The organism is Paraburkholderia caledonica NBRC 102488 (genome assembly GCF_000685095.1).
Classification (GTDB): Bacteria; Pseudomonadota; Gammaproteobacteria; order Burkholderiales; family Burkholderiaceae; genus Paraburkholderia; species Paraburkholderia caledonica.
This window is the reverse complement of the sequence record NZ_BAYE01000010.1, coordinates 83,648-103,986: the sequence shown is the minus strand read 5'-3', so window position 1 is coordinate 103,986 and position 20,339 is coordinate 83,648. Positions and strand designations below refer to the sequence as shown.

Below are 20,339 nucleotides of genomic sequence, written 5' to 3'. Positions count from 1 at the left end.
TTTCCGCGTGGCGTTTTCGGGTTCTTACACAGCCGCATAATCATACAGGACGGGCTTTGCATTTTGCGTGCGCCACCGCGCTCCGCCTTGCTGGACAAGGCCGAGCAGATACACGCAACTTTGCCGGGGCGCGCGCGGTCAATGATGCGAACAATGTCCGCATCTTTGACCTATTCATGCTTCGACGTCTTTTCTCCTGCCGATGACAGTTCACGCTTTCGCCGCTGTTGCCCGTCTCTATGTGCGTCGCGCGCTGGGCGCCCTGCATGTCGGCTGGTCTGGTGCCACGCGTGTGAACGCGCATGTCGCCGCACTCGCCGCCGCACTCGCGCTGCATGCGTCGCTCGCGGCCGCGGTCCCGGCTGCCGATGCAGCGCCGCGAGCAAGCGGCATCACGCGTGTCGCACTGCATGTGGAGCCCCCCGTGCAGGCGTCGCCGGTGGTGCCGGTGCCGCCCTCCGAGCAATATCCCGACCTCTATCGGGACGTGCAACTGGCTCACCTCTATCCCGACAGCAAGACCTTCGCCGACATGGTGCCGCTCGCGCCGCCTGCACAGATTGCCGCGGCGTACGAAACCGCCAGGCAGCAACCGGGTTTCAACCTCGGCGACTTCGTGAAGCGCAATTTCACGCTGCCCGTTCGTATGTCGAAGAGCTATGTGTCCGATCCGAACGAGGACGTGGTGAGTCATATCGATACGCTGTGGAACGTGCTGCGCCGTGAGCCGGATGCCGCGGCGAGTCCATGGTCGTCGCTGCTGCCGCTGCCCGATGCCTACATCGTGCCGGGCGACCGCTTCGACGAGATTTACTACTGGGACTCGTACTTCATCATGCTGGGTCTGGAAGCAAGCGGACACCATGCGTGGGTCGTCGACGAACTGAAGAACTTTGCGACGCTGATCAATCGCTACGGCCACATACCGAACGGCAATCGCACTTACTACCTGAGCCGCTCACAACCGCCGTTCTTCGCGCAGATGGTGCGGCTCGTGGCCGAGAAAGACGGCGACGCGGTCTACGCGCAATATCTGCCGGAACTGCAACGCGAATACGCTTACTGGATGGACGGCAGCGAGGGGCTGCCCGCCGGTCACGCAAACCGGCATGTGGTGCGCCTCGCGGACGGCTCGCTCCTCAACCGCTATTGGGACGAACGCGCGGCGCCGCGCGACGAGTCGTATCGTGAAGACATTGCGACCTCGCAGCAAACGCCGCAACGCAACGCGGACGATCTGTGGCGCAATCTCCGCGCAGGCGGTGAAACGGGTTGGGATTTCAGTTCGCGCTGGTTCGCCGACGGCAAGACGCTTGCCACGGTCGACGTGACGTCGCTCGCGCCGATCGATCTGAATTGCCTGATCGTCGATCTCGAACGCGCACTCGCGAAGGCGTACCGCGTGCGCGGCGACGTCACGCATGCGGAGAACATGTCGCAACGCGCCGCCACACGAGCCGACACGATTCGACGCGTACTGTGGGACCCGCAATTGCAGGCATTCGGCGACTACGACTTCGTACATCGCACGCTCACGCACAGGCTTACCGCGGCCACTGTTTATCCGTTGTACACGGGGGTTGCGAGCCGTCAGCAGGCGAAGGCCGTCGCCGCGACCTTGCAGCGCGAGCTGCTGCGCCCCGGCGGCCTTGCAACCACCAAGGTCGCCACCGGTCAGCAATGGGACGCGCCGAATGGCTGGGCGCCGTTGCAGTACCTCGCGGTAATCGGGCTGCGTCGTTATAGCGAACCGGCGCTGGCGCAAACCATCGCGACGCGCTGGATCAGAACCAACGTCTCGTACTATCAGCACACGGGTAAGCTCGTCGAAAAATACGATGTGGATGCAGCGTCGCCCGGCGTGTCCGCGGGCGGCGGCGAGTATCCGTTGCAGGACGGCTTCGGCTGGACAAACGGCGTCTTGCGCACATTGCTCGCGCTGTATCCGCAAGCCGCGGGCACTTCACGCCCAAGCGATATTCCAGCGGGTCCGGCGGGCGTATCGGCTGCGGCAGCGTCCGCCGCTGCTGCGTCCAAAAACACGCACCGGCTGCAGGGCACGCGCGTGAATCCGTAACCGTGACGGTTGCGCAACCGCCACGGTTGCGCTTCGCTCAGAACCGGTAGTTGATCGAAACGTCCGCCACGCCGTTGGCCTTGCGGTGCGTGATCGGACTATTCCCGGCACTGCCGACGAGTTGCTGGAACGCGCCGTCGGCAGTAGCGAACCAGTGCTTGTCGAATAGCCATACAGCGCTAACGCCGAAGCCGACCGACTTGAAACCCGCACTCGCGTGGTACTGCGAGTAGTTGGAATGGGCGGCCTGGTTCTGGTTCACGCCGAACCAGCTGTTCATATAGGTGGAGTCCGCGAGCGTCACATTGGGGCCGGCAAACCAGAAGAATTTCTTCGAACTGCCCGGCATCGGCATATACGCACCGAGATCGCCGATCCACCCGTTTGACCCGCCGAAATAGCGGCGCACGGCTGCGCGCAGCACGAGCGGAAAGTCTCTCGATACGACATATTCGCCCGAGAGCTTCAAACCCGGCGCGGGATTGATGTTGCCGAGACCATTCAGTTCCTGCGGATCGTCGTGAGCGCGACGACCGAGGTCGTATACCGCTGCGAGGCTTGCGCGCCAGTTCTCGCCTTGTGCGAAGTTCACCCCGAAACCTTCGCCGCTCGACAGGAAGAACAGGTCTTTATAGCGGACGTCGATGCTCGGCCCCGCCATCAGGTGATACCGGTCCGAGCCTTCATAGCGCGGCTGGAAAGACGTAGCAGCGCCAACGCGCACCTGCCAGTCGGGAATGTTCGGCTGCCACATCTTTTGCAGCGGAATACCGACCGAGTATTGCCACTCGCCCAACGGCGAAGGCGTCTGCGCAGACGCGACCCCCGGTAGCGCGGCAAAGCCGCCAATAGTCATGGCCACCATGGAAGTAGCCGCGATGCCTGTTTGTTTATTGCGGACCTTGCCGATCCGCTTTCTACGGCTGTTCAACACCAATGCCTCCAATCTCGCGTATCGCGAAGAGGGTTTATCTTTCCCGGCCCGGCTCACCAGCGCAGCGCAAGAGCCCGGCCGACCGCCGCGTTGCAACGCGCAGCATGTAAGTTTTTCAGCAACCGACACGCATTGCACGGCAAAACACGCACATTGAAGATCTGCCGATAGGAGGAACAAGCTTCCTGCCAAGGTATTCGTCATAACAGACCATGCGAAAGTTTTGCCGACCGACGAGCTAGTGCAAGATGTGGGCCCAGACCATCGAAGCATGCCTCCATTGCCTTGCAGATGGTGTTTGGCGGGTCAAGGTTGATGGCTGCCGACCGCGAGCGCCGATAGTCAGCGGAAAGCTATCAGATGAAAAAGCGCCGCCTCAGCGGCGGCGCTCCTGCACACGAAAACAGTCACGACCTCAGCGTTGCCGGAGTTTCTATTGCGCTGCCTGAACCAGCACCGGCGTGTCGCGATACAGATTGGGGAACATACGTTTCAGATTGGCCACCTTCGGCATGTCGTATAGCGCGATGTAACCCGAGTTCGGATGCTGCGTCAGGTAGTTCTGGTGATAGAACTCTGCGGGGTAGAAACCTTTGAACGGCTCCGCCTTCGTCACGATGGGCGCTGCAAATGCATGCGCCTTCTGTAGTTGCGCAATGTAGCCCTGTGCGACGCGCCGCTGCATATCGTTCAGCGGAAACACCGCTGAGCGATATTGCGTGCCGCTGTCGGGCCCCTGGCGATCAAGTTGCGTCGGGTCGTGAATCACTGAGAAATACACCTGCAACAACTGGCCGTAGGTCACCTGGGCGGGGTCGAACGTGACCTGCACGGATTCTGCGTGCCCGGTCGCGCCGCCGCTGACCGTTTCATAGTTGGCGGTGTCGCGCTGGCCGCCCGAATAGCCCGACACGGCCTGCTTCACGCCCCGCACATGCTGGAATACGCCCTGCACGCCCCAGAAGCAGCCGCCTGCGAACACGGCGGTTTCTTCGTGAACCGTGGCCGCGGCGACCGGCTCATCGAGCGCGGGGGGCGCGATCGCCACCGCGCCCTCGGATGAAAACGCCATTCGTTGCGCAAGCAGCAGCGCGAGTGCACCGAAGCCAACAGAGAGTGAAAGCCTGGCCGCGCGCGAGCGGACGCTCTTGCGGTCGATATGTTTGTCCATGTTCATGATGTCCTGTCCTGATTCCGCCTTCGCAAAGGCACGCGGTTCACTCTTGCCGGCGCGGATTGCGTATGACCCGAGTGTCCACAGTGTTAGTCGCACATGCGGCGCGTTAATGACAGCATGCACCCGGACAGCATGCGCCCGTTTGCGGCTTCGTGCCCGATGACCACGGGCGTCAGAGCGGGAAGCGGGTGGTCGACAGGATCTCTTTGAGCACCATAAACGAGCGAATCTGCCGCACGCCCGGCAAATACAGCAGTTGTTCGGCGTGAAGACGGTTGAAGCTGTCGCTGTCACGCGTGCGAATCGTCATGAAGTAATCGAATTCGCCGGTCACGACGTGGCACTCCATGCAACCGGCCACCTTCTGCGCGGCTTTCTCGAACTCGGCGAACGATTCGGGCGTTGAGCGATCGAGCACCACGCCGATGATGACGAGCATGCCGGCGCCCGCTGCCTTCGGGTCGATCAACGCGACAACGCCGCGAATCAATCCCGATTCCTTGAGCCGCTCGACTCGCCGCAAGCAGGCCGGCGCGCTCAGTTTCACCTTCGCAGCCAGCGCGACGTTCGAGATCGACGCGTCCGTTTGCAATTGACGCAGGATCGCCCGGTCGATGCGATCGAGCGATTGCAGCGGATCGGCTTCGGCGCTTGCCGTGGCGCGGGTTGCGGCAAGGCCGCGAACTTTAGTTTTGTTCATCTCGTTCCATGCACAATTTCGATAGGCCTATCTCATTGTCGCATTACCAAAATTTGGCGTGAGCGATTTTCTTCGCAAGCTCATTTCCCGGCGTTTTTTCTACCATATGTTGAACGCGGCTGCCACTCACCGCGCCGAACCAACCGACACCGGAGATACCATGAACTTGCAACGATTTCCCCGCTATCCGCTCACCTTCGGGCCAACACCCATCCAGCCGCTCAAGCGGCTGAGCGATCATCTGGGCGGCAAGGTGCATCTCTATGCCAAGCGCGAGGACTGCAACAGCGGCTTCGCGTTCGGCGGCAACAAGACGCGCAAGCTCGAATACCTGATTCCCGAAGCACTCGCGCAAGGCTGCGATACGCTCGTGTCGATCGGCGGCATCCAGTCGAACCAGACGCGCCAGGTCGCGGCGGTTGCCGCGCATCTCGGCATGAAGTGCGTACTCGTGCAGGAAAACTGGGTCAACTATTCGGACGCCGTGTACGACCGCGTCGGCAACATTCAGATGTCGCGCATTCTGGGCGCGGACGTCCGCCTCGTGCCGGACGGCTTCGACATTGGCTTTCGTAAGAGCTGGGAAGACGCGCTCGAAAGCGTGCGCGCCGCGGGCGGCAAGCCATACGCGATTCCGGCAGGCTGCTCCGACCATCCGCTGGGCGGTCTCGGCTTTGTCGGTTTCGCCGAAGAAGTGCGCCAGCAGGAAGCGGAACTCGGCTTCAAGTTCGACTACATCGTGGTGTGCTCGGTGACGGGCAGCACGCAGGCAGGCATGGTGGTGGGTTTCGCCGCCGACGGCCGCGCAGATCGCGTGATCGGCATCGACGCGTCCGCGAAACCGGCGCAGACCCGCGAGCAGATCACGCGAATCGCGAGTCGCACCGCAGAGAAAGTGGGCCTCGGACGAGATATCATGGCTAAGGACGTCGTGCTCGACGAACGCTTCGGCGGCCCCGAATACGGCCTGCCGAACGACGGCACGCTACAGGCGATCCGCCTGTGCGCCCGCCTGGAAGGCGTGCTCACCGATCCGGTGTACGAAGGCAAGTCGATGCACGGAATGATCGACATGGTGCGCAACGGCGAATTTCCCGAGGGCTCGCGCGTGCTCTATGCGCACCTCGGCGGCGTGCCTGCCCTGAACGGCTATAGCTTTATCTTCCGCGACGGCTGATCATCGCAAGACCGTGCAGCGGCCCGTATCCGTTTTCCAACGTGGGGCCGTTGTCGCCGATCACTACGCTGCAAGACGCTTTTTCAGATGTTTGTGCAGAAAGTCGACGAAAGCCCGAATGGTCAGCGAGCTTTGCCGATGCTGCGGGTAGACCGCATAGACACCTGTCGCGCTCGACAGGAAGTCATCGAGCACGGTGACGAGCTGGCCGCTTCGCAGCGCGTCAGCGACAATAAAATCAGGAAGCCGAACTATTCCGAGGCCGGCCACCGCTGCATCGCGGATCAGGTCGCCATTGTTGGCGCGCAGCGGCCCGTGTACTTCAAAGCCCTTCAACACGCCGTCTACTGCAAAATCCCACGTCACCACGCCGCCGTGCCCGTACAGCAGGCATGAATGGCGCGCGAGGTCGGCAGGCCTGGCGGGCGCGCCGCGACGGCGCACATAGCCTGGGCTGCAACACGCGACGAGGTTCACATCCACCAGTTTTTGCGCGATGAGCGTGGAGTCAGGCAGCACGCCGATTCGCACAGCCATGTCGAAGCCCTCGCCGACGACGTCGACGGTGCGGTCGCTCAACTCCATGTCGAAGCGCACGTCGCCATGCTCGCGCAGGAAGTCGGCGACGAGCGGCGACAGATGCATCATGCCGAACGACATTGGCGCGCTCACCCTGAGCAGCCCACGCGGCCCGGCTCGCTGCAGCGACATGGCCTGCTCCGCTTCCTCCACCTCGCCCAAGATGCGTTTGGCGCGCTCGTAGAACTCCTGCCCCAGTTCCGTCACGGCCAGCTTGCGCGTGTTGCGGACGAGGAGCGGCACGCCGAGCGCTTCTTCGAGCGCCATGACCCGGCGGCTGACGAACTGCTTCGATAGCGAGAGGCGCTTGGCGGCAGCGGTGAAATTATGAGCGTCGACCGCAGCGACGAAGATCCGCATGTCATCGAGTTGCATTGCCATTGTCCACTGATATGAGACGGTGTTTCTGATTTTAACCTGATTAAAGCCTTTCAAGTTGACCTAAACTGTCGTTCATGGATCGCGGACAAGCAGTTACCCGGATCGCCCGCAACGAAAGTTGCATGGACCCAGAACATGCGCGTCGCGCAACCTCTGGTCGACAGGAGAAAGAGATGCTTGAAATCAGACACGCCAATCAACGCGGCCGCGCGGAACACGGCTGGCTCAGCTCGCGTCATACGTTTTCGTTCGCGAACTATCACGATCCGAAGCAAAACGGCTTCTCCGATCTGCTCGTGATCAACGACGACCGTGTCGCGCCGGCTCAAGGCTTCGGCAAGCACCCGCATCGCGATATGGAAATTTTCTCGTACGTGCTGGAAGGCGCGCTCGAGCATAAGGACACCATGGGAACCGGTTCCGTGATCGTGCCCGGCGACGCCCAGTTGATGAGCGCAGGAACCGGCGTGGCGCACAGCGAATACAACCATTCGAAGAGCGAGCCGGTGCACTTTCTGCAGATCTGGATAGCGCCGGCGCAAAAGGGAACCGAGCCACGCTATCAGCAACAGCACTTCGGCGCGGACGACAAGCGCGGTGTGCTGCGCCTCGTTCTGTCGCCGGACGGCGCGAACGGTTCGCTGGTGTTGCAACAGGACGCACGCGTCTATGCCGGACTCTTCGACGGCGACGAAACGGCGGCGCTGCAACTGGCGAGCAACCGTTATGCATACGTGCATGTGGCGCGCGGCAGCGTGACGGTGAACGGCGTGAAACTCGGCGAAGGCGACGGCGCCCGTGTGCGCGGTGAAGAAGCACTGACCTTCGCCCAAGGCCGCGACGCAGAAGTCCTGGTGTTCGACCTGCGCGATAACGAAGTGTCGGACTTGTGGGCCTAAGCCGTTCGTCTTCACAGGCTTACGCTTGAGCAAGAGCCGCCCGGTTTCATAACCGGGCGGCTTTTTTTGCTCCTTGACGCTGGCTGTCAGCGCAACCTGGCGGGATGTCCAATACACATCCGCGTCCACAAAAGAAAACGGCGGCCCGCGGGCCGCCGTCGTTCATTACCAGCTCAGTCTTATCGTCAAACCGCAGCTTCTGCTTCGACTTCGCTAACGGTTTCCGTTTCCTCGCTGTTACGGATCAGGTGGTCGAACGCGGAGAGCGATGCTTTCGCGCCCTCGCCGACTGCAATCACGATCTGCTTGAACGGCACCGTGGTCACGTCGCCGGCCGCGAACACGCCCGGCACCGACGTCGCACCGCGTGCGTCGACGACAATCTCGCCGTGCTTCGACAACTCCACCGTGCCCTTCAGCCATTCGGTGTTCGGCACCAGACCGATCTGCACGAATACGCCTTCCAGTTCGACGTTCTTCACTTCGCCCGAACGCAGGTCCTTGTAGACGAGACCGTTGACCTTCTTGCCGTCGCCGGTGATTTCGGTAGTCTGCGCCTGCGTGACGATGGTCACGTTAGCGAGGCTGCGCAACTTGCGCTGCAGCACTTCGTCGGCACGCAGCGTCGCGCCGAATTCGAACAGCGTGACTTCACGCACGATACCCGCGAGGTCGATTGCCGCTTCCACGCCCGAGTTGCCGCCGCCGATCACCGCGACGCGCTTGCCCTTGAAGAGCGGACCGTCGCAGTGCGGGCAATACGCCACGCCGTGATTGCGGTACTCGCGCTCGCCCGGCACGTTGATTTCGCGCCAGCGGGCGCCCGTGGCGAGAATGATCGTTTTGGCCTTCAGCACCGCGCCGTTTGCGAGGCGCACTTCGTTGATGCGGCCGGGAATCAGCGCTTCGGCGCGCTGCACGTCCATGATGTCGACTTCATACGTTTTCACGTGCTGTTCGAGCGCTGTGGCGAACTTCGGCCCTTCGGTTTCCGTGACGGAGACGAAGTTCTCGATCGCCAGTGTGTCGAGTACCTGACCGCCGAAGCGTTCCGCGACAACGCCGGTCGCAATTCCCTTGCGCGCCGAATAAATCGCGGCAGCCGCGCCGGCGGGACCGCCGCCGACGATCAGCGTGTCGAACACCGGCTTAGTTTCAAGTTCCTTCGCGGCACGAGCACCGGCGTTGGTATCGAGCTTTGCGAGAATTTCCTTCACGCCGCTACGACCCTGGCCAAACACTTCGCCATTGAGAAACATGGTCGGCACAGCCATGATCTGGCGTGCGTCGACTTCGTTCTGGAACAGCGCGCCGTCGATCGCCACGTGACGAATGCGCGGGTTGATGAGCGCCATGACGTTCAGCGCCTGCACGACTTCCGGGCAGTTCTGGCACGACAGCGAGAAATACGTTTCGAACTGGTAGTCGCCGTCGAGACTGCGGATCTGTTCGATCACCGCGTCGTCGAGTTTGACCGGATGGCCGCCGACCTGCAGCAATGCGAGGACGAGCGACGTGAATTCATGCCCCATCGGAATGCCCGCAAAGCGGATGCCGATGTCCTTGCCGGGCTCCCCGATCGAAAACGACGGCTTGCGTTCGCTGTCGTCGCGACGTTCGATCACGGTGACACGTTCCGACAACGTCGCGATATCGTTCAGCAATGCCAGCAGCTCTTGCGATTTCGCGCTGTCGTCGAGCGAGGCGACGATCTCGATAGGCCTGCTAACCTTTCCGAGGTACGTTTTCAACTGAGTCTTGAGATTGGCATCAAGCATGGCTATTCGATTCCGTGACGATGGGGTGTTGGGTTCCCGGCCGCGCTTGTGTCCGATAGGACACAGGCCAGCCGGGGACGCGCGAACCGCTGTATCAAGCGGCCCGCACGCCGATGCGCCGCTAAGGCGCTAGTACTGCCTGAGGCTTTGAAGCCGCCGAACCTTAGATCTTGCCGATCAGGTCGAGCGACGGGGTCAGCGTTTCAGCGCCCGGCGTCCACTTGGCGGGGCAGACTTCACCCGGATGTGCTGCGATGTATTGCGCAGCTTGCACCTTGCGCAGCAGTTCGCCAGCGTCACGGCCGATGCCGTTGTCGTGGACTTCGCACAGCTTGATCTCGCCTTCCGGGTTGATCACGAACGTGCCGCGCAGCGCCAGACCTTCTTCTTCGATCAGCACGTCGAAATTGCGCGAGATCGCGAGGGTCGGGTCAGCGATCATCGGGTACTTGATCTTCTGGATCGTGTCCGACGTGTCGTGCCATGCCTTGTGCGTGAAGTGGGTGTCGGTCGACACGCTGTAGATTTCAACGCCGAGCTTCTGGAAATCGGCGTAGCGATCGGCCAGGTCACCCAGTTCGGTCGGGCAAACGAACGTGAAGTCGGCCGGATAGAAAACGAAAACCGACCACTTGCCCTTCAGGCTTTCTTCAGTGACGGTCACGAAATCGCCATTGTGATAAGCCTGTGCCTTGAACGGTTTGACTTGACTATTGATGATCGGCATTTACTGAGTCCTCTTTCGGAGTGGTTGGAAAGTGGAGTCAGTATGTCAGACAGCGCTTAATAGGTAAAGTGGATTGTTTTAATTATATTGATAGATTTCCACTATCTGATCCGGCCCCGTCGGCTATCGGGCGCCATCCGTCTTCAGCAGCCGCCAGAGCGTAGTGCGGCCGATGCCCAGCGCCCGGCTTGCCGCTGCACGGTTGCCGCCGCAGCGTGCCAGTGCTTCCAATGCGTCGCCGCGGCTCGGCGCGACGCGGGCAGCGCCAGGCGTGGCGGCGTCCGCGGAGGTTCTGGTAAGCCTTCCGTTCCCGCCTGCATGCCCCATACGGGTGAATTCGGGAAACAGCGCCAGCAGCTCGGGCTGAACGTTGCCGTCAGGATCGATGCGCTGATCGCTCGCTGTATCGCCGAGATAGATCGCTGCGCGCGCCAGCAGATTTTCCAGTTCCCGCACGTTGCCTGGCCACGCGTAGCGCTCGAAGAGCGGCGTCAGAAATTGCAGAACCCGGTCGCTTGCCGTTTCAGACAATCCATATTGGAGCGCACTGCGGCTTAACAAGTGCCGCGCCAGCAAAGCAACATCGGCACGCCGCTCACGCAGCGGCGGCAATTCTATCTGAAGCAGATTCAGACGAAAATACAGATCCGCGCGAAACCCGCCCTCGTCGACGAGCGCGTGCAGGTCGCGGTGCGTGGCGGCTATCACCCGCACGTCGATCGGCGTCGCGCGGCCCGAGCCGAGCTTCATCACCTCGCGTTCCTGGAGCACGCGCAGCAGCCGGCTTTGCAGCGCGGGCGGCATTTCGCCGATTTCATCGAGAAAAATAGTTCCGGTGTGGGCCATTTCAAAGAGTCCCGGCTTGCCGCCGCGCCGCGCGCCGGTAAACGCGCCTTCCTCGTGACCGAACAGTTCGCTTTCGATCAGCCCCTCGGGAAGCGCCGCGCAATTGAACGCGACGAACGGATTGCCGCGCCGCGGGCTCGCGTTATGGATGCCCTGCGCGACCAGTTCCTTGCCGGTGCCGCTCTCGCCGGTCAATAAGACGGTGACGTCGTGCGCCGCGCCGGCGCGCGCGAGCCGGCGCACGCGTTCGAGCGCCGCCGATTCGCCGATCAGATCGTCCAGCCGATGCCGCGCAACCAGATGCCTCGGCCGCTGACTGGTGCGCAGCGACCGGTCGATCCGCTGCGCGACCAGCGCGTCCTGCACCGTCACGACAACGCCCGAGCGCGCGCCCTGCTCGACAATCGGCACACAATTGACGATCAGCGAACGCTCGCCGATCTGCTCGATGCGCTCATCGAGCGGGCCGTCGCCTTGCAGCGCCTTGCGCAGCCACGGGCCGACCGTCCGCGCGAGTTGCGCCGAAAGGTCCTGGTCGCGGTGGAGGCCCAGTAGCTCGAGCATTGCGGGGTTGACGGCTTCGAGCTGGCCTGCGTCGTCGAATGCGGCCACGCCGTCGCGCAGATGCGCGACGATCGTGTTCAGGCGCACGCGCTTGGACTCCTTCTGCCGGCTCACGCGCGCGAGTTCGACCGAGCGCTCGAATGCTTCTTCGACGGCGCCAAGCGAGTACAGGAACACGCTCTCCAAACCTTCCTGCTGCGCGAGATCGCAAGCCATGCCCGGCCCGATGATCACGCGGCAGCCTTCGGCGGCGAGATCCCTCACTGCGGTTCTGACTTCATCGACCGAGCGGTACGCGCGCTGTTTCAGGCCGACGCTCAGCCAGCCGCTGAGATCGGCCAGTTCATGCGAGATCGTTTCGTGCAGCACGAGCCCGATCGGCCCGCTGGGCCAAAGGGTGGTGGCGCGGGTGATCGCGCTCAATACGTCGAAGCCGTTCACCTTCACCATGACGACCGGCACACTCAGGTGATCGCGCAGATACGCGCCGTTCGAGCCCGCCGCGAGGACGACGTCGACGGAGCCCGCGTCGACGTACGCCTGTAGCGCGGTGACAGCCGAGCCATAGCCTTCGCGAATCGAGAAAAATCTCGCGCGGCCGGCGTAGCGCGGCGCAATCGTCTCACAAAGCGATTCGAGGCGGCTGATACTTACCAGTGCAATACCCGGGCGGCCCGAATCTGCGTTGACAAGAGACGGCGAAAAGGTCGACATGGGAAACGCTCCAGAAAAGGCCGTTGAAACGTTCCATCAATCGTTTCAGGAAACGTTTCACGGAACGGCCTTCCATTCTGCCACGAACCCCCGACTACTAGCCGCGCTTCCCTAAGCGATTGATTTCACTAGGTTAGGTCTCAGCGCCGACGTATTGGCATAGTTTCTGCACTTTGAGCCCACCCTTACTCAGCATTCCTCCGGAGACAACCGTCATGACAACTTCCGCCGCGCGCCGCGCCGCCTTTCGCGCCAAGGTCAACGAACGCCAGGGCCTGCTCGTGCCAGGCGCCTTCAACGCGATGAGCGCTCGTGTTATCGAGGACGCCGGTTTCGAGGCGATCTACATCACCGGCGCGGGCGTCACCAACATGTCGCTCGGCTTGCCCGATCTCGGCTTCATTGGTCTTGCCGAGGTCGCCGAGCACACCGCGCGCATTCGCGATGCGGTTGCGCTACCGCTGATCGTCGACGCCGACACCGGCTTTGGCAACGCGCTGAACGTACGCCAGACCGTGCGCGTGCTCGAACGCAGCGGGGCCGACGTGATCCAGTTCGAAGATCAGGTTATGCCGAAGAAGTGCGGACACTTTTCCGGCAAGGAAGTGATCGGCGCCAGCGAAATGGCAGGCAAGATCCGCGCGGCGGTCGACGCCCGCGAGGACGGAAACCTGCAGATCATGGCGCGCACCGACGCCGCGGCAGTCCACGGTATCGAAGACGCGATCGAGCGCGGTCATCGCTTCATCGAGGCGGGCGCCGACATTCTCTTCATCGAAGCGACGGAGTCGCTGGCGGACATCGAGCGTTTGCCGTCGCTGTTCGACAAGCCGCAGTTGATCAACATCGTGATCGGCGGCAAGACACCGGTGCAATCGCGTGAAGCGCTCGCGAAGCTCGGCTACGGCATCGTGCTGTATGCGAACGCCGCCTTGCAAGGTGCGGTGCTCGGCATGCAACGCGCGCTCGGCAGCCTGAAGAGCAACGGCCGCCTCGACGAGGACGCGGCGCTCGTCGCTCCGTTCAGCGAGCGCCAGCGGCTCGTGAACAAGCCGTTGTATGACCGGCTGGATCGCGAATACGCGGCGAAGGACTGAACCGCGGGTCGCATCGAAACGTGTTTGCTGACGGCCGGGCACGGCACGCGACGTGCTCGGCATGAGCCATGCGTAAGTCAGCACGAATCAGCGCGCTTTTTGGACCGGACGCTTTGTTCTGTGCCACGCATCACCTATGCGGCGCGCGTGATTGCGATAGGATTCAGAGCCGGCGATATATCACCGCGGCACGCGTCCAAGTGCCGATCATTCTGCTAGCAGCATGACCGACGCGTTCCCCCGGCCCCGCTCCTGTCGCTCGTCCGCTTTGCAGGGACGGCGGAAACACGTATCCGAGAGATAGTCAAAAACATGAAGTGCATAGCATTGCGTATTTCGCGTGGAATTCGCCCGTGCATTCGCGGCCTTAGCGACGTACACACGCGCGCGCTGTCGGGGGCCGTGCAATGAACGGGAGCAGCACGCCTCTGAAGCATGCCGGCTGGTTGCCGTATATCGTCGCGGCGACGTTTTTCATGGAATATCTCGACACCACGGTGATCGCGACTGCGCTGCCGCAGATGGCGCACTCGTTCGGCGTCGGGCCCAACAGCATCAGTCTCGGCATGACGGCCTACATGCTGGCGCTGGCGATTTTCATCCCGGCGAGCGGCTGGGTCGCCGACCGCTGCGGCTCGCGCACCGTGTTTTTCAGCGCCATCGGCGTGTTTACGGTCGCCTCGGTGCTGTGCGGGCTGTCGCAGAACGTCGCGGAATTCACCGCCGCGCGTTTGTTGCAAGGCATCGGAGGCGCGATGATGGTGCCGGTCGGCCGGCTGATTGTGGTTCGCAGCACCGAAAAAAGCCGCATGATGCAGGCCATTTCAACGATAACGTGGCCCGCAATCGCCGCGCCGGTGATCGGCCCGCCCGTCGGCGGCTTCATCACCACTTATGCGTCGTGGCGCTGGATTTTCCTGCTCAATGTGCCGTTCGGTCTCGCGGCAATGGCCGTGGCGCTCGCGCTAGTGCCCAACCTGCGCGGCAGCGAACGCAAGCCGCTCGACGTCGTCGGTTTGCTGCTGAGCGGCACCGCGCTCACCGCGATTCTGTACGGCGCGGAACTGGCGAGCCAGCCCGCCGAGAACCCGTGGATCGGCGGAGCGGTCATCGTCCTGGGCTTGGTGGTGGGCGCAGTCGCGTTCCAGCATGCCAAGCGGCATCCGCATCCGTTGATCGACGTTTCCACGCTGAAAATCCCCACGTTTTCGGTGACGGTGATAACGGGCTCCTTCACGCGCATTGGCATCGGCGCCGTACCTTATCTGATGCCGCTGCTGTTCCAGGTCGGCTTCGGCCTGTCGGCGTTCAAGTCCGGGCTGCTGCTGCTCGCCAGCGCGCTGGGCAATCTCGGCATGAAGGCGCTGACCACGCGAATCCTGCAGCGTTTCGGCTTTCGCATGGTGTCGATCGTCGATGTGACGGTAGCCGGCATCTTCATCATCGCGTGCGGGTTGCTGACGCCGGACGTTCCGCTTGCGCTCGTGCTGATCATTGTGTTCGTGTATGGCGTAGCGCGCTCGATGCAGTTTTCGACACTCGCCACACTCGCCTACGCCGACGTCGCGCAGCCGCAAATGAGCGCGGCCAGCACGCTATGGAGCGCGGCGGCTCAAATGACGATAGGCCTCGGCATCGCGTTCGGCGCGGTTTCACTGCGGGCTGCGGCGTTCTTCAACGGCGAAACGACGGGCCGCGTGTTCACGCTCGACGATTTCCGCCTCGCGTTTTTGCTTGCGGGCGTCTTGACGCTCGTGTCAGTGATCGGCTACATGGGTCTTTCACGCGATGCGGGCCAGAGCATCGGCGGTGGTTCGCGCGGCGCAGAAGGCCCCGCCAAGGGTTAACAGATTTGAGGAGGCGGTGTGGCGACCCCTAATGAACTGAGCGAACTGAAAATTTCCAGCGACAAGGACGAACTCGACGTCGCAATGGTGCACGCGTTTCTGTCGCAGGAAACGCCGTGGGCGAAGGGCATGCCACGCGAAACGCTCGAACGCGCCATTGCCGGGTCGCTGTGTTTTGGCGGCTATGTCGGGGGCAAGCAGGTCGCCTTTGCGCGCGTGGTCACGGATCACGCGACGTTCGCGTACCTGTGCGATGTGTTCGTGCTGCCCGAGTATCGCGGCAACGGATACGCACACGCGTTGCTCACGCAACTCTTCGCGAGCGAGTCGCTGCAGGGCTTGAGGAGAATCATGCTGGCAACGACAGACGCGCACCATGTCTATCGGCCACACGGGTTCAAGGCTTTGTCTAACCCGGCGCTGTTCATGGAAGTACACGACCCGGATGTCTACGGCAGCACCTGAGCACGAAGTTCAAATGCGCCAACGCGCGCCCTGCTGTGGAAATCAGACGTACGCGCGCTCACGAACCCACTTGGTCATGATCCACTTTTCGCCAGCAACCACTGGTGCGCCGCCGTGCAAGGTCAGCGGATCGAGTTGGCGCTGGCCGTTCATGTAGCGGAAATACACGGCACCGCCCCGGTTCGCCGCCACAGACAAGCCCGCTTCAGGGAAAATCGTTTCGCCGCCTTCAGGCACGTCGTTCAGATAGATGACGAGCGTCGCCACGCGCTGGCCGCCGCGCGCCGTATGGACCGCACTGCCCGGTTGATCGGGCGGGAAATAGTCGTAATGCGGCCGGTATTCGCCGGTAGGGCCATAGTGCAGAACCTGCAGACCTTCGCCGTTCTCGACCGGCCAGTTCATCAGGCTCGCAATGCGCTGTTCCAACCGTTCGATCAACGGGTCTTCGCCGCGTTGATACCAGATGCCCTCACTCGTCCGGTTGCGGATCACGTCTTCCTGTCCGGTCGCGGGATTGACGGTGGTCGATCGTTTCAACCGATGCCGCGAGCGCTCGATCATCTCGCTGCACTCCTGCGCGGCCAGCACGTTCGCGAACACGATCACCTGCGGCCGCTCGCAGCGCGCCAACACCTGCACGTCCCGGTCATGGGCGTGGATCGTATTACCCTGCGCGACCGGCGCGTCGTCGTACCGGTATGTGTGTGGCGCCTTTTGCGGCAACGCCGCCTCGGTGCCGCCCGCCGCTGGGGCCGCTGCCGTGGCCGCGCTCGCTACGTTCGCAGCACTCGATCCGAAGGCGGCGCGCACCGCTTCGCCGGCTGCCTCGGCGGCAAAACCCGCTTGCGTCATGGCCTCGATCATCGAGTCCATCGTGCAGCCACGCGCTGCGTTCGTGCGCAGCCATTCATGCCACGCGGCATCCACTACCGGCATACGTGTCCCCGCTGATCGATGAAACAAGGATACTGCATCGGCCTCAATCCACGCGTTCAGGTGTTATGGTCCTGGCGCCGATAGAGCGCGAGCCCTCTTCTCGCCCGCGAACGTATCGAGCGATGCACGAGCGGCGACCATCCGAGCAGCGCGCCCCGTGCGCCCAACGCCTGACGCATCCACGCCCATAAATCGAAACTGTCGCGATGCTCGACGATCAGCCCATCGCGGAATGCAAAGCGTGCATCGATCTGGTTGACCACCGGCCGGCCCGTCTGGCTAAACACGTAGCCTGCGGTCCAATGCGCGCGGCCGCTATGTTCATCGGCTTCGATGCTGTCGAACGTCAGCGAAAAATCCTGCGCGCGCGTGACGAGCATGCGCCACATGTCGCGCACTTCGTCGCCGTGCAGCTCACCGAACGCGGGGTCGCTGAAGACGACATCGTCGGCGTAGCAGGCGATCATGGTGTCGGCGTCGCGCCGCTGGAACGCGGTGTAGAAGCGCTCGATCAGTTGAATATTGGAGTGGTTCATTGTTCTGGTATTTGCGTTGCCCGTATTGAAGCGCGTGTTGAAGCCGCGTTGAAGCCGTGTCACAGCCAGCGATAACCGCTAACCGCGATTCGCCGGATTGTATCGAATCCTTGCCGGTGCGGGCCTGTGTGCACAGCCGCTATGCTTCGTGCGCATGCGCGCGAGCGCGGATTTCCGACAGCGATACGTCGACCAGCAGCTTGCCCGAATCGAACACGGTGATCATCGCATCTTCCCAATCGGCTTCGCCTGCCGCCGCGTTCACCGCTGGCGCGAGCGGCAGCGTCGCCGTGCGGTAGTCGCCCGTTCGACGGCTGCGCAACAGTGTGAGGCGTCCTTTCATCGAGCGTTTGCTCGTGTCCGTGACCGGATCTTTCGATACGTCGTGCCATGCGTCGCCGAGGCGGATCGCCGAGCACTTCATCGCAAATCGCTGAGTGTCGCGATTGATCTGCTGCAACAGCGCGCCGCCCATGCCGAACACGATGTTGTCCGCCGCGAAGCCCGCATGGTCCATTGCGGCGAGAATGGCCTCGAGCGAGTCGGGATTCACGCCGTCGCCCTGAATCACCCGCACGTTGTTGAGCACGCGGCGCCCCTTGGTGTTCAGCACCGATCCAAACGACGCCTCCAGCGCATGCAGGGTCTGCAACACGATAGATTGCGGATCGCCCGAATCCGGCCTGATTACAAGCGTGCCGCCGGAATCGAGCACGGCCTGCTTCAGATCGGTGCCCCAAACCTTCAGCGCGGCGTACAGGTCGTAGGAGTCCGATACCACCGAAACGATTGCGCCCGGCCTTGAGAACTTCGCGATCATGTTCCGATACGCGTCGGTCTCGCGCTCGCGGCCCCATGAGGTGACCGTGCTGTGCTCGGCGGCCGGCACCGAGAAAGCGGCCATGCTCTCGTTGTAGTAGTGATTCGCCGCGACCACGCCGAGCACCGTGTCGGAGCCCATGAAGCTCACGAGATGCGCGGCACCGCCAATTGCCGCCGACTCCGCGCTCGACACGCCGCGCGCACCGAAATCGTGCAGCTTGAACGGCAGTTGCGTGAGGTCGTCGCTCGTCTTTGCCAGATAGGCGTGAATCGTCTTGCGCAGATGCCAGCTTTGGGTCGCTACCGTGACCGGATACCAGACGCGCAGCAGCATGGTTTCCAGATATGAGGCGAGCCAGAATACCAGCGGATCGTCGCACTCGACGGTGACGAGCACGTTATGCGTTGGCACCACCGAGCCCTCGGGCACCGCGCGAATCCGCACCGGCAAATACCCGTTGTGATGCTCGACGATATGGCGCCAGCCGGCTTCGTTGAACGGCTCGCCATGCGCGCTGAAAAACGCCTTCGCCTGTTCGATCATCGCCGCTGTGATGGGCCGGCACAGATACTCCTTGATCAGCATCTGCAAGCCGAAAAAGAGCGTGCAATCGTAGCGCCCGCCGCGCGATTCGATGTACGAGAACATCGCCGACGCTCCTGGCGGATACTGCAGATAGTGCGATGCCTTGTACGAATCCGTGTTGAGAATCGGATTCGAGAGGATCGAAGAAATGCCGCTAAAACCGCTGGATTCGTTGGCCATGGAGGACGCCGCGCCCGGCTCGCTGACTGTGGCAGTCTTTACATGATGCCACGAAGCGCGAAGCGGCCAGCGCGCGGGCGCAGCGCTTTGAATGTTCCGTTCTCGTTCGGGATGCTCGCGCAAGCCGCACTCAACTCCTTCAGCTCACCAGCAACGCTCAGTCCGATTCGTCGTATTCCCGCTGACTGATGTCCGCATCGCGATCGGCGTTCCTCTCGCGCGAAACCGGCATCTCGTATGCATCGCGCAATTCCGGGCGCTGGATCTCTGCCTGCGCCTTGCGCTTCATCGCGTCGGCGATTACGAGCGTGAGCAGATCCGCCGGCGGCGCGGCAAACAGTCCGCGCGGCGCGCCAACGTGCGCCCGGTAACGAAGACGGATAACTTCGGCAGTACGTGCCGTGGCTGGATGGTCGTGGCGTGCCCTGCACACCGGGACCATAACGTGCGTTTTCATGACATCCCCCGTTCGGTGACATGCTGAAGGCTGCATGCAGCCTTCCAGGTCCGCCGTGCTCACGCAACACACGCGAACACGGCGCCCGGTCCACCTCGCTTGTGCGCTTCTCTATGGAAGCTCTGGCCTTCTCCCCGTTTCGTCGCGCCGGTTGGTCCAGACCGTGCGCTGCCCTTTCCCCGTTTGCATGTCGCTCGCGCAAACGTTGCCGCGCGAGGTACCTGTCGTTATGTCTGCACCACCTGCACCTCCACAGACGAAAAAATCGACGAGGTCAGAGATTTGCGTCGCCGGGTGGCGAACGACCGTTTTGCATCGGTCATTCGCCCCGTGTTATGTGACGTCCGCTTGTCCATGACCCCGCCGCAGCCTCGCAGAACGCATTGGCTTTCCCCGGCCGCGTCCACGAGTCGTTGTGCCGCCGGTCGTTTTTTTGACTTCCCCTCTCCCTCACCGACCGGCAGCAACAGATTCGCTGTGACTGGCTTATTGCAATGGCCATGCCATGCGCGTCGAAGTGCCGTCGCACAAGGCATTTGCGAGCATGCGCGGCTAATGCCGTTTTTTTCGCCGCCGTGCCATATCTCCGATGATTCGTATACGAGACGCTCGGCAAGACCGCGACCGCGCGAAAACCGTCAATTGAGCTCATGGAATACGCGCTTCATATAAGCGTCGAAGCCGGGTACACCGCGCCCCTTCGCGGTTTGCGTTCAAGTTCTGAACGAATCTGCCGACATAGCAGCAGATAGAATCGGTCCAGATTCCGTGGAAAACGCACTGTCGATTCTGTTGCATACCTGAAACATCGAAAATCGCGTAACGGAACTGCGCGTTCAAGGTTCGTCCACGCGTTT

18 protein-coding genes are annotated in these 20,339 nt (G+C 62.3%); 7 read left to right on the top strand and 11 right to left on the bottom strand.

The features are described from left to right. Positions 1-202 precede the first annotated feature (202 nt). On the top strand, positions 203-2,077 hold the full coding sequence (gene treF, locus BCA01S_RS20645; RefSeq protein ID WP_244146030.1) for an alpha,alpha-trehalase TreF: 1,875 nt from the start codon (positions 203-205) through the stop codon (positions 2,075-2,077). 37 nt (positions 2,078-2,114) lie between these two features. On the opposite strand, the gene BCA01S_RS20640 is transcribed toward treF, so the two are convergent. Beyond that, positions 2,115-3,011, bottom strand: coding sequence for a MipA/OmpV family protein (locus BCA01S_RS20640; RefSeq protein WP_027778535.1), 897 nt, complete (start codon positions 3,009-3,011; stop codon positions 2,115-2,117). Between BCA01S_RS20640 and BCA01S_RS38565 the strand changes: the two genes are divergently transcribed. Next, positions 2,932-3,168, top strand: coding sequence for a hypothetical protein (locus tag BCA01S_RS38565; RefSeq protein ID WP_169740537.1), 237 nt, complete (start codon positions 2,932-2,934; stop codon positions 3,166-3,168). The genes BCA01S_RS20640 and BCA01S_RS38565 overlap by 80 nt on opposite strands. A gap of 276 nt (positions 3,169-3,444) precedes the next feature. Here the strand turns inward: BCA01S_RS38565 and msrA are convergent, their stop codons facing one another. Next, on the bottom strand, positions 3,445-4,188 hold the full coding sequence (gene msrA / locus BCA01S_RS20635; RefSeq protein ID WP_027778534.1) for a peptide-methionine (S)-S-oxide reductase MsrA: 744 nt from the start codon (positions 4,186-4,188) through the stop codon (positions 3,445-3,447). Positions 4,189-4,360: 172 nt separating this feature from the next. Then, the gene (locus tag BCA01S_RS20630) at positions 4,361-4,888 is read right to left on the bottom strand and encodes an Lrp/AsnC family transcriptional regulator (RefSeq protein WP_027778533.1); all 528 of its coding nucleotides are present in this window, start codon (positions 4,886-4,888) and stop codon (positions 4,361-4,363) included. 160 nt (positions 4,889-5,048) lie between these two features. On the opposite strand from BCA01S_RS20630, the gene BCA01S_RS20625 reads away from it, so the two are divergent. After that, on the top strand, positions 5,049-6,065 hold the full coding sequence (locus BCA01S_RS20625) for a 1-aminocyclopropane-1-carboxylate deaminase (protein WP_027778532.1): 1,017 nt from the start codon (positions 5,049-5,051) through the stop codon (positions 6,063-6,065). A gap of 63 nt (positions 6,066-6,128) precedes the next feature. Here the strand turns inward: BCA01S_RS20625 and BCA01S_RS20620 are convergent, their stop codons facing one another. Continuing rightward, positions 6,129-7,019, bottom strand: coding sequence for a LysR family transcriptional regulator (locus BCA01S_RS20620; protein ID WP_027778531.1), 891 nt, complete (start codon positions 7,017-7,019; stop codon positions 6,129-6,131). Positions 7,020-7,198: 179 nt separating this feature from the next. Between BCA01S_RS20620 and BCA01S_RS20615 the strand changes: the two genes are divergently transcribed. Beyond that, entirely contained in the window at positions 7,199-7,924 is a 726-nt protein-coding gene (locus BCA01S_RS20615; protein WP_027778530.1) for a pirin family protein, read from the top strand. Between the two features lie 185 nt (positions 7,925-8,109). On the opposite strand, the gene ahpF is transcribed toward BCA01S_RS20615, so the two are convergent. From ahpF to prpR, 3 genes are all read right to left on the bottom strand, one after another. After that, positions 8,110-9,702 (bottom strand): alkyl hydroperoxide reductase subunit F, encoded by a 1,593-nt coding sequence (ahpF, locus tag BCA01S_RS20610; RefSeq protein ID WP_027778529.1) that lies wholly within the window; start codon positions 9,700-9,702, stop codon positions 8,110-8,112. A 163-nt stretch (positions 9,703-9,865) separates the two neighbouring features. Then, complete coding sequence (gene ahpC / locus BCA01S_RS20605) at positions 9,866-10,429, bottom strand: alkyl hydroperoxide reductase subunit C (RefSeq protein ID WP_020067922.1); 564 nt, start codon at positions 10,427-10,429, stop codon at positions 9,866-9,868. A 123-nt stretch (positions 10,430-10,552) separates the two neighbouring features. After that, the gene (gene prpR, locus BCA01S_RS20600; RefSeq protein WP_027778528.1) at positions 10,553-12,553 is read right to left on the bottom strand and encodes a propionate catabolism operon regulatory protein PrpR; all 2,001 of its coding nucleotides are present in this window, start codon (positions 12,551-12,553) and stop codon (positions 10,553-10,555) included. Between the two features lie 215 nt (positions 12,554-12,768). Here prpR and BCA01S_RS20595 point away from each other — a divergent pair, with 215 nt between their 5' ends. The 3 genes from BCA01S_RS20595 to BCA01S_RS20585 all read left to right on the top strand — a co-directional run bounded on the left by BCA01S_RS20595 (position 12,769) and on the right by BCA01S_RS20585 (position 15,962). Next, positions 12,769-13,650 (top strand): isocitrate lyase/PEP mutase family protein, encoded by an 882-nt coding sequence (locus BCA01S_RS20595; RefSeq protein WP_027778527.1) that lies wholly within the window; start codon positions 12,769-12,771, stop codon positions 13,648-13,650. 407 nt (positions 13,651-14,057) lie between these two features. Next, complete coding sequence (locus BCA01S_RS20590) at positions 14,058-15,497, top strand: MFS transporter (RefSeq protein WP_027778526.1); 1,440 nt, start codon at positions 14,058-14,060, stop codon at positions 15,495-15,497. A gap of 84 nt (positions 15,498-15,581) precedes the next feature. Then, a complete protein-coding gene (locus BCA01S_RS20585; protein WP_042319052.1) occupies positions 15,582-15,962 on the top strand; it encodes a GNAT family N-acetyltransferase in 381 nt (126 codons plus the stop codon). 42 nt (positions 15,963-16,004) lie between these two features. Here BCA01S_RS20585 and BCA01S_RS20580 read toward each other — a convergent pair whose 3' ends face one another. The 4 genes from BCA01S_RS20580 to BCA01S_RS20565 all read right to left on the bottom strand — a co-directional run bounded on the left by BCA01S_RS20580 (position 16,005) and on the right by BCA01S_RS20565 (position 19,482). Beyond that, the gene (locus BCA01S_RS20580) at positions 16,005-16,901 is read right to left on the bottom strand and encodes a 2OG-Fe(II) oxygenase (RefSeq protein WP_027778524.1); all 897 of its coding nucleotides are present in this window, start codon (positions 16,899-16,901) and stop codon (positions 16,005-16,007) included. Positions 16,902-16,957: 56 nt separating this feature from the next. Next, positions 16,958-17,437, bottom strand: coding sequence for a nuclear transport factor 2 family protein (locus BCA01S_RS20575; protein ID WP_027778523.1), 480 nt, complete (start codon positions 17,435-17,437; stop codon positions 16,958-16,960). Between the two features lie 139 nt (positions 17,438-17,576). Continuing rightward, the gene (locus tag BCA01S_RS20570; protein ID WP_027778522.1) at positions 17,577-19,025 is read right to left on the bottom strand and encodes a nicotinate phosphoribosyltransferase; all 1,449 of its coding nucleotides are present in this window, start codon (positions 19,023-19,025) and stop codon (positions 17,577-17,579) included. A 157-nt stretch (positions 19,026-19,182) separates the two neighbouring features. Then, complete coding sequence (locus tag BCA01S_RS20565) at positions 19,183-19,482, bottom strand: hypothetical protein (RefSeq protein WP_027778521.1); 300 nt, start codon at positions 19,480-19,482, stop codon at positions 19,183-19,185. Between the last annotated feature and the right edge of the window lie 857 nt (positions 19,483-20,339).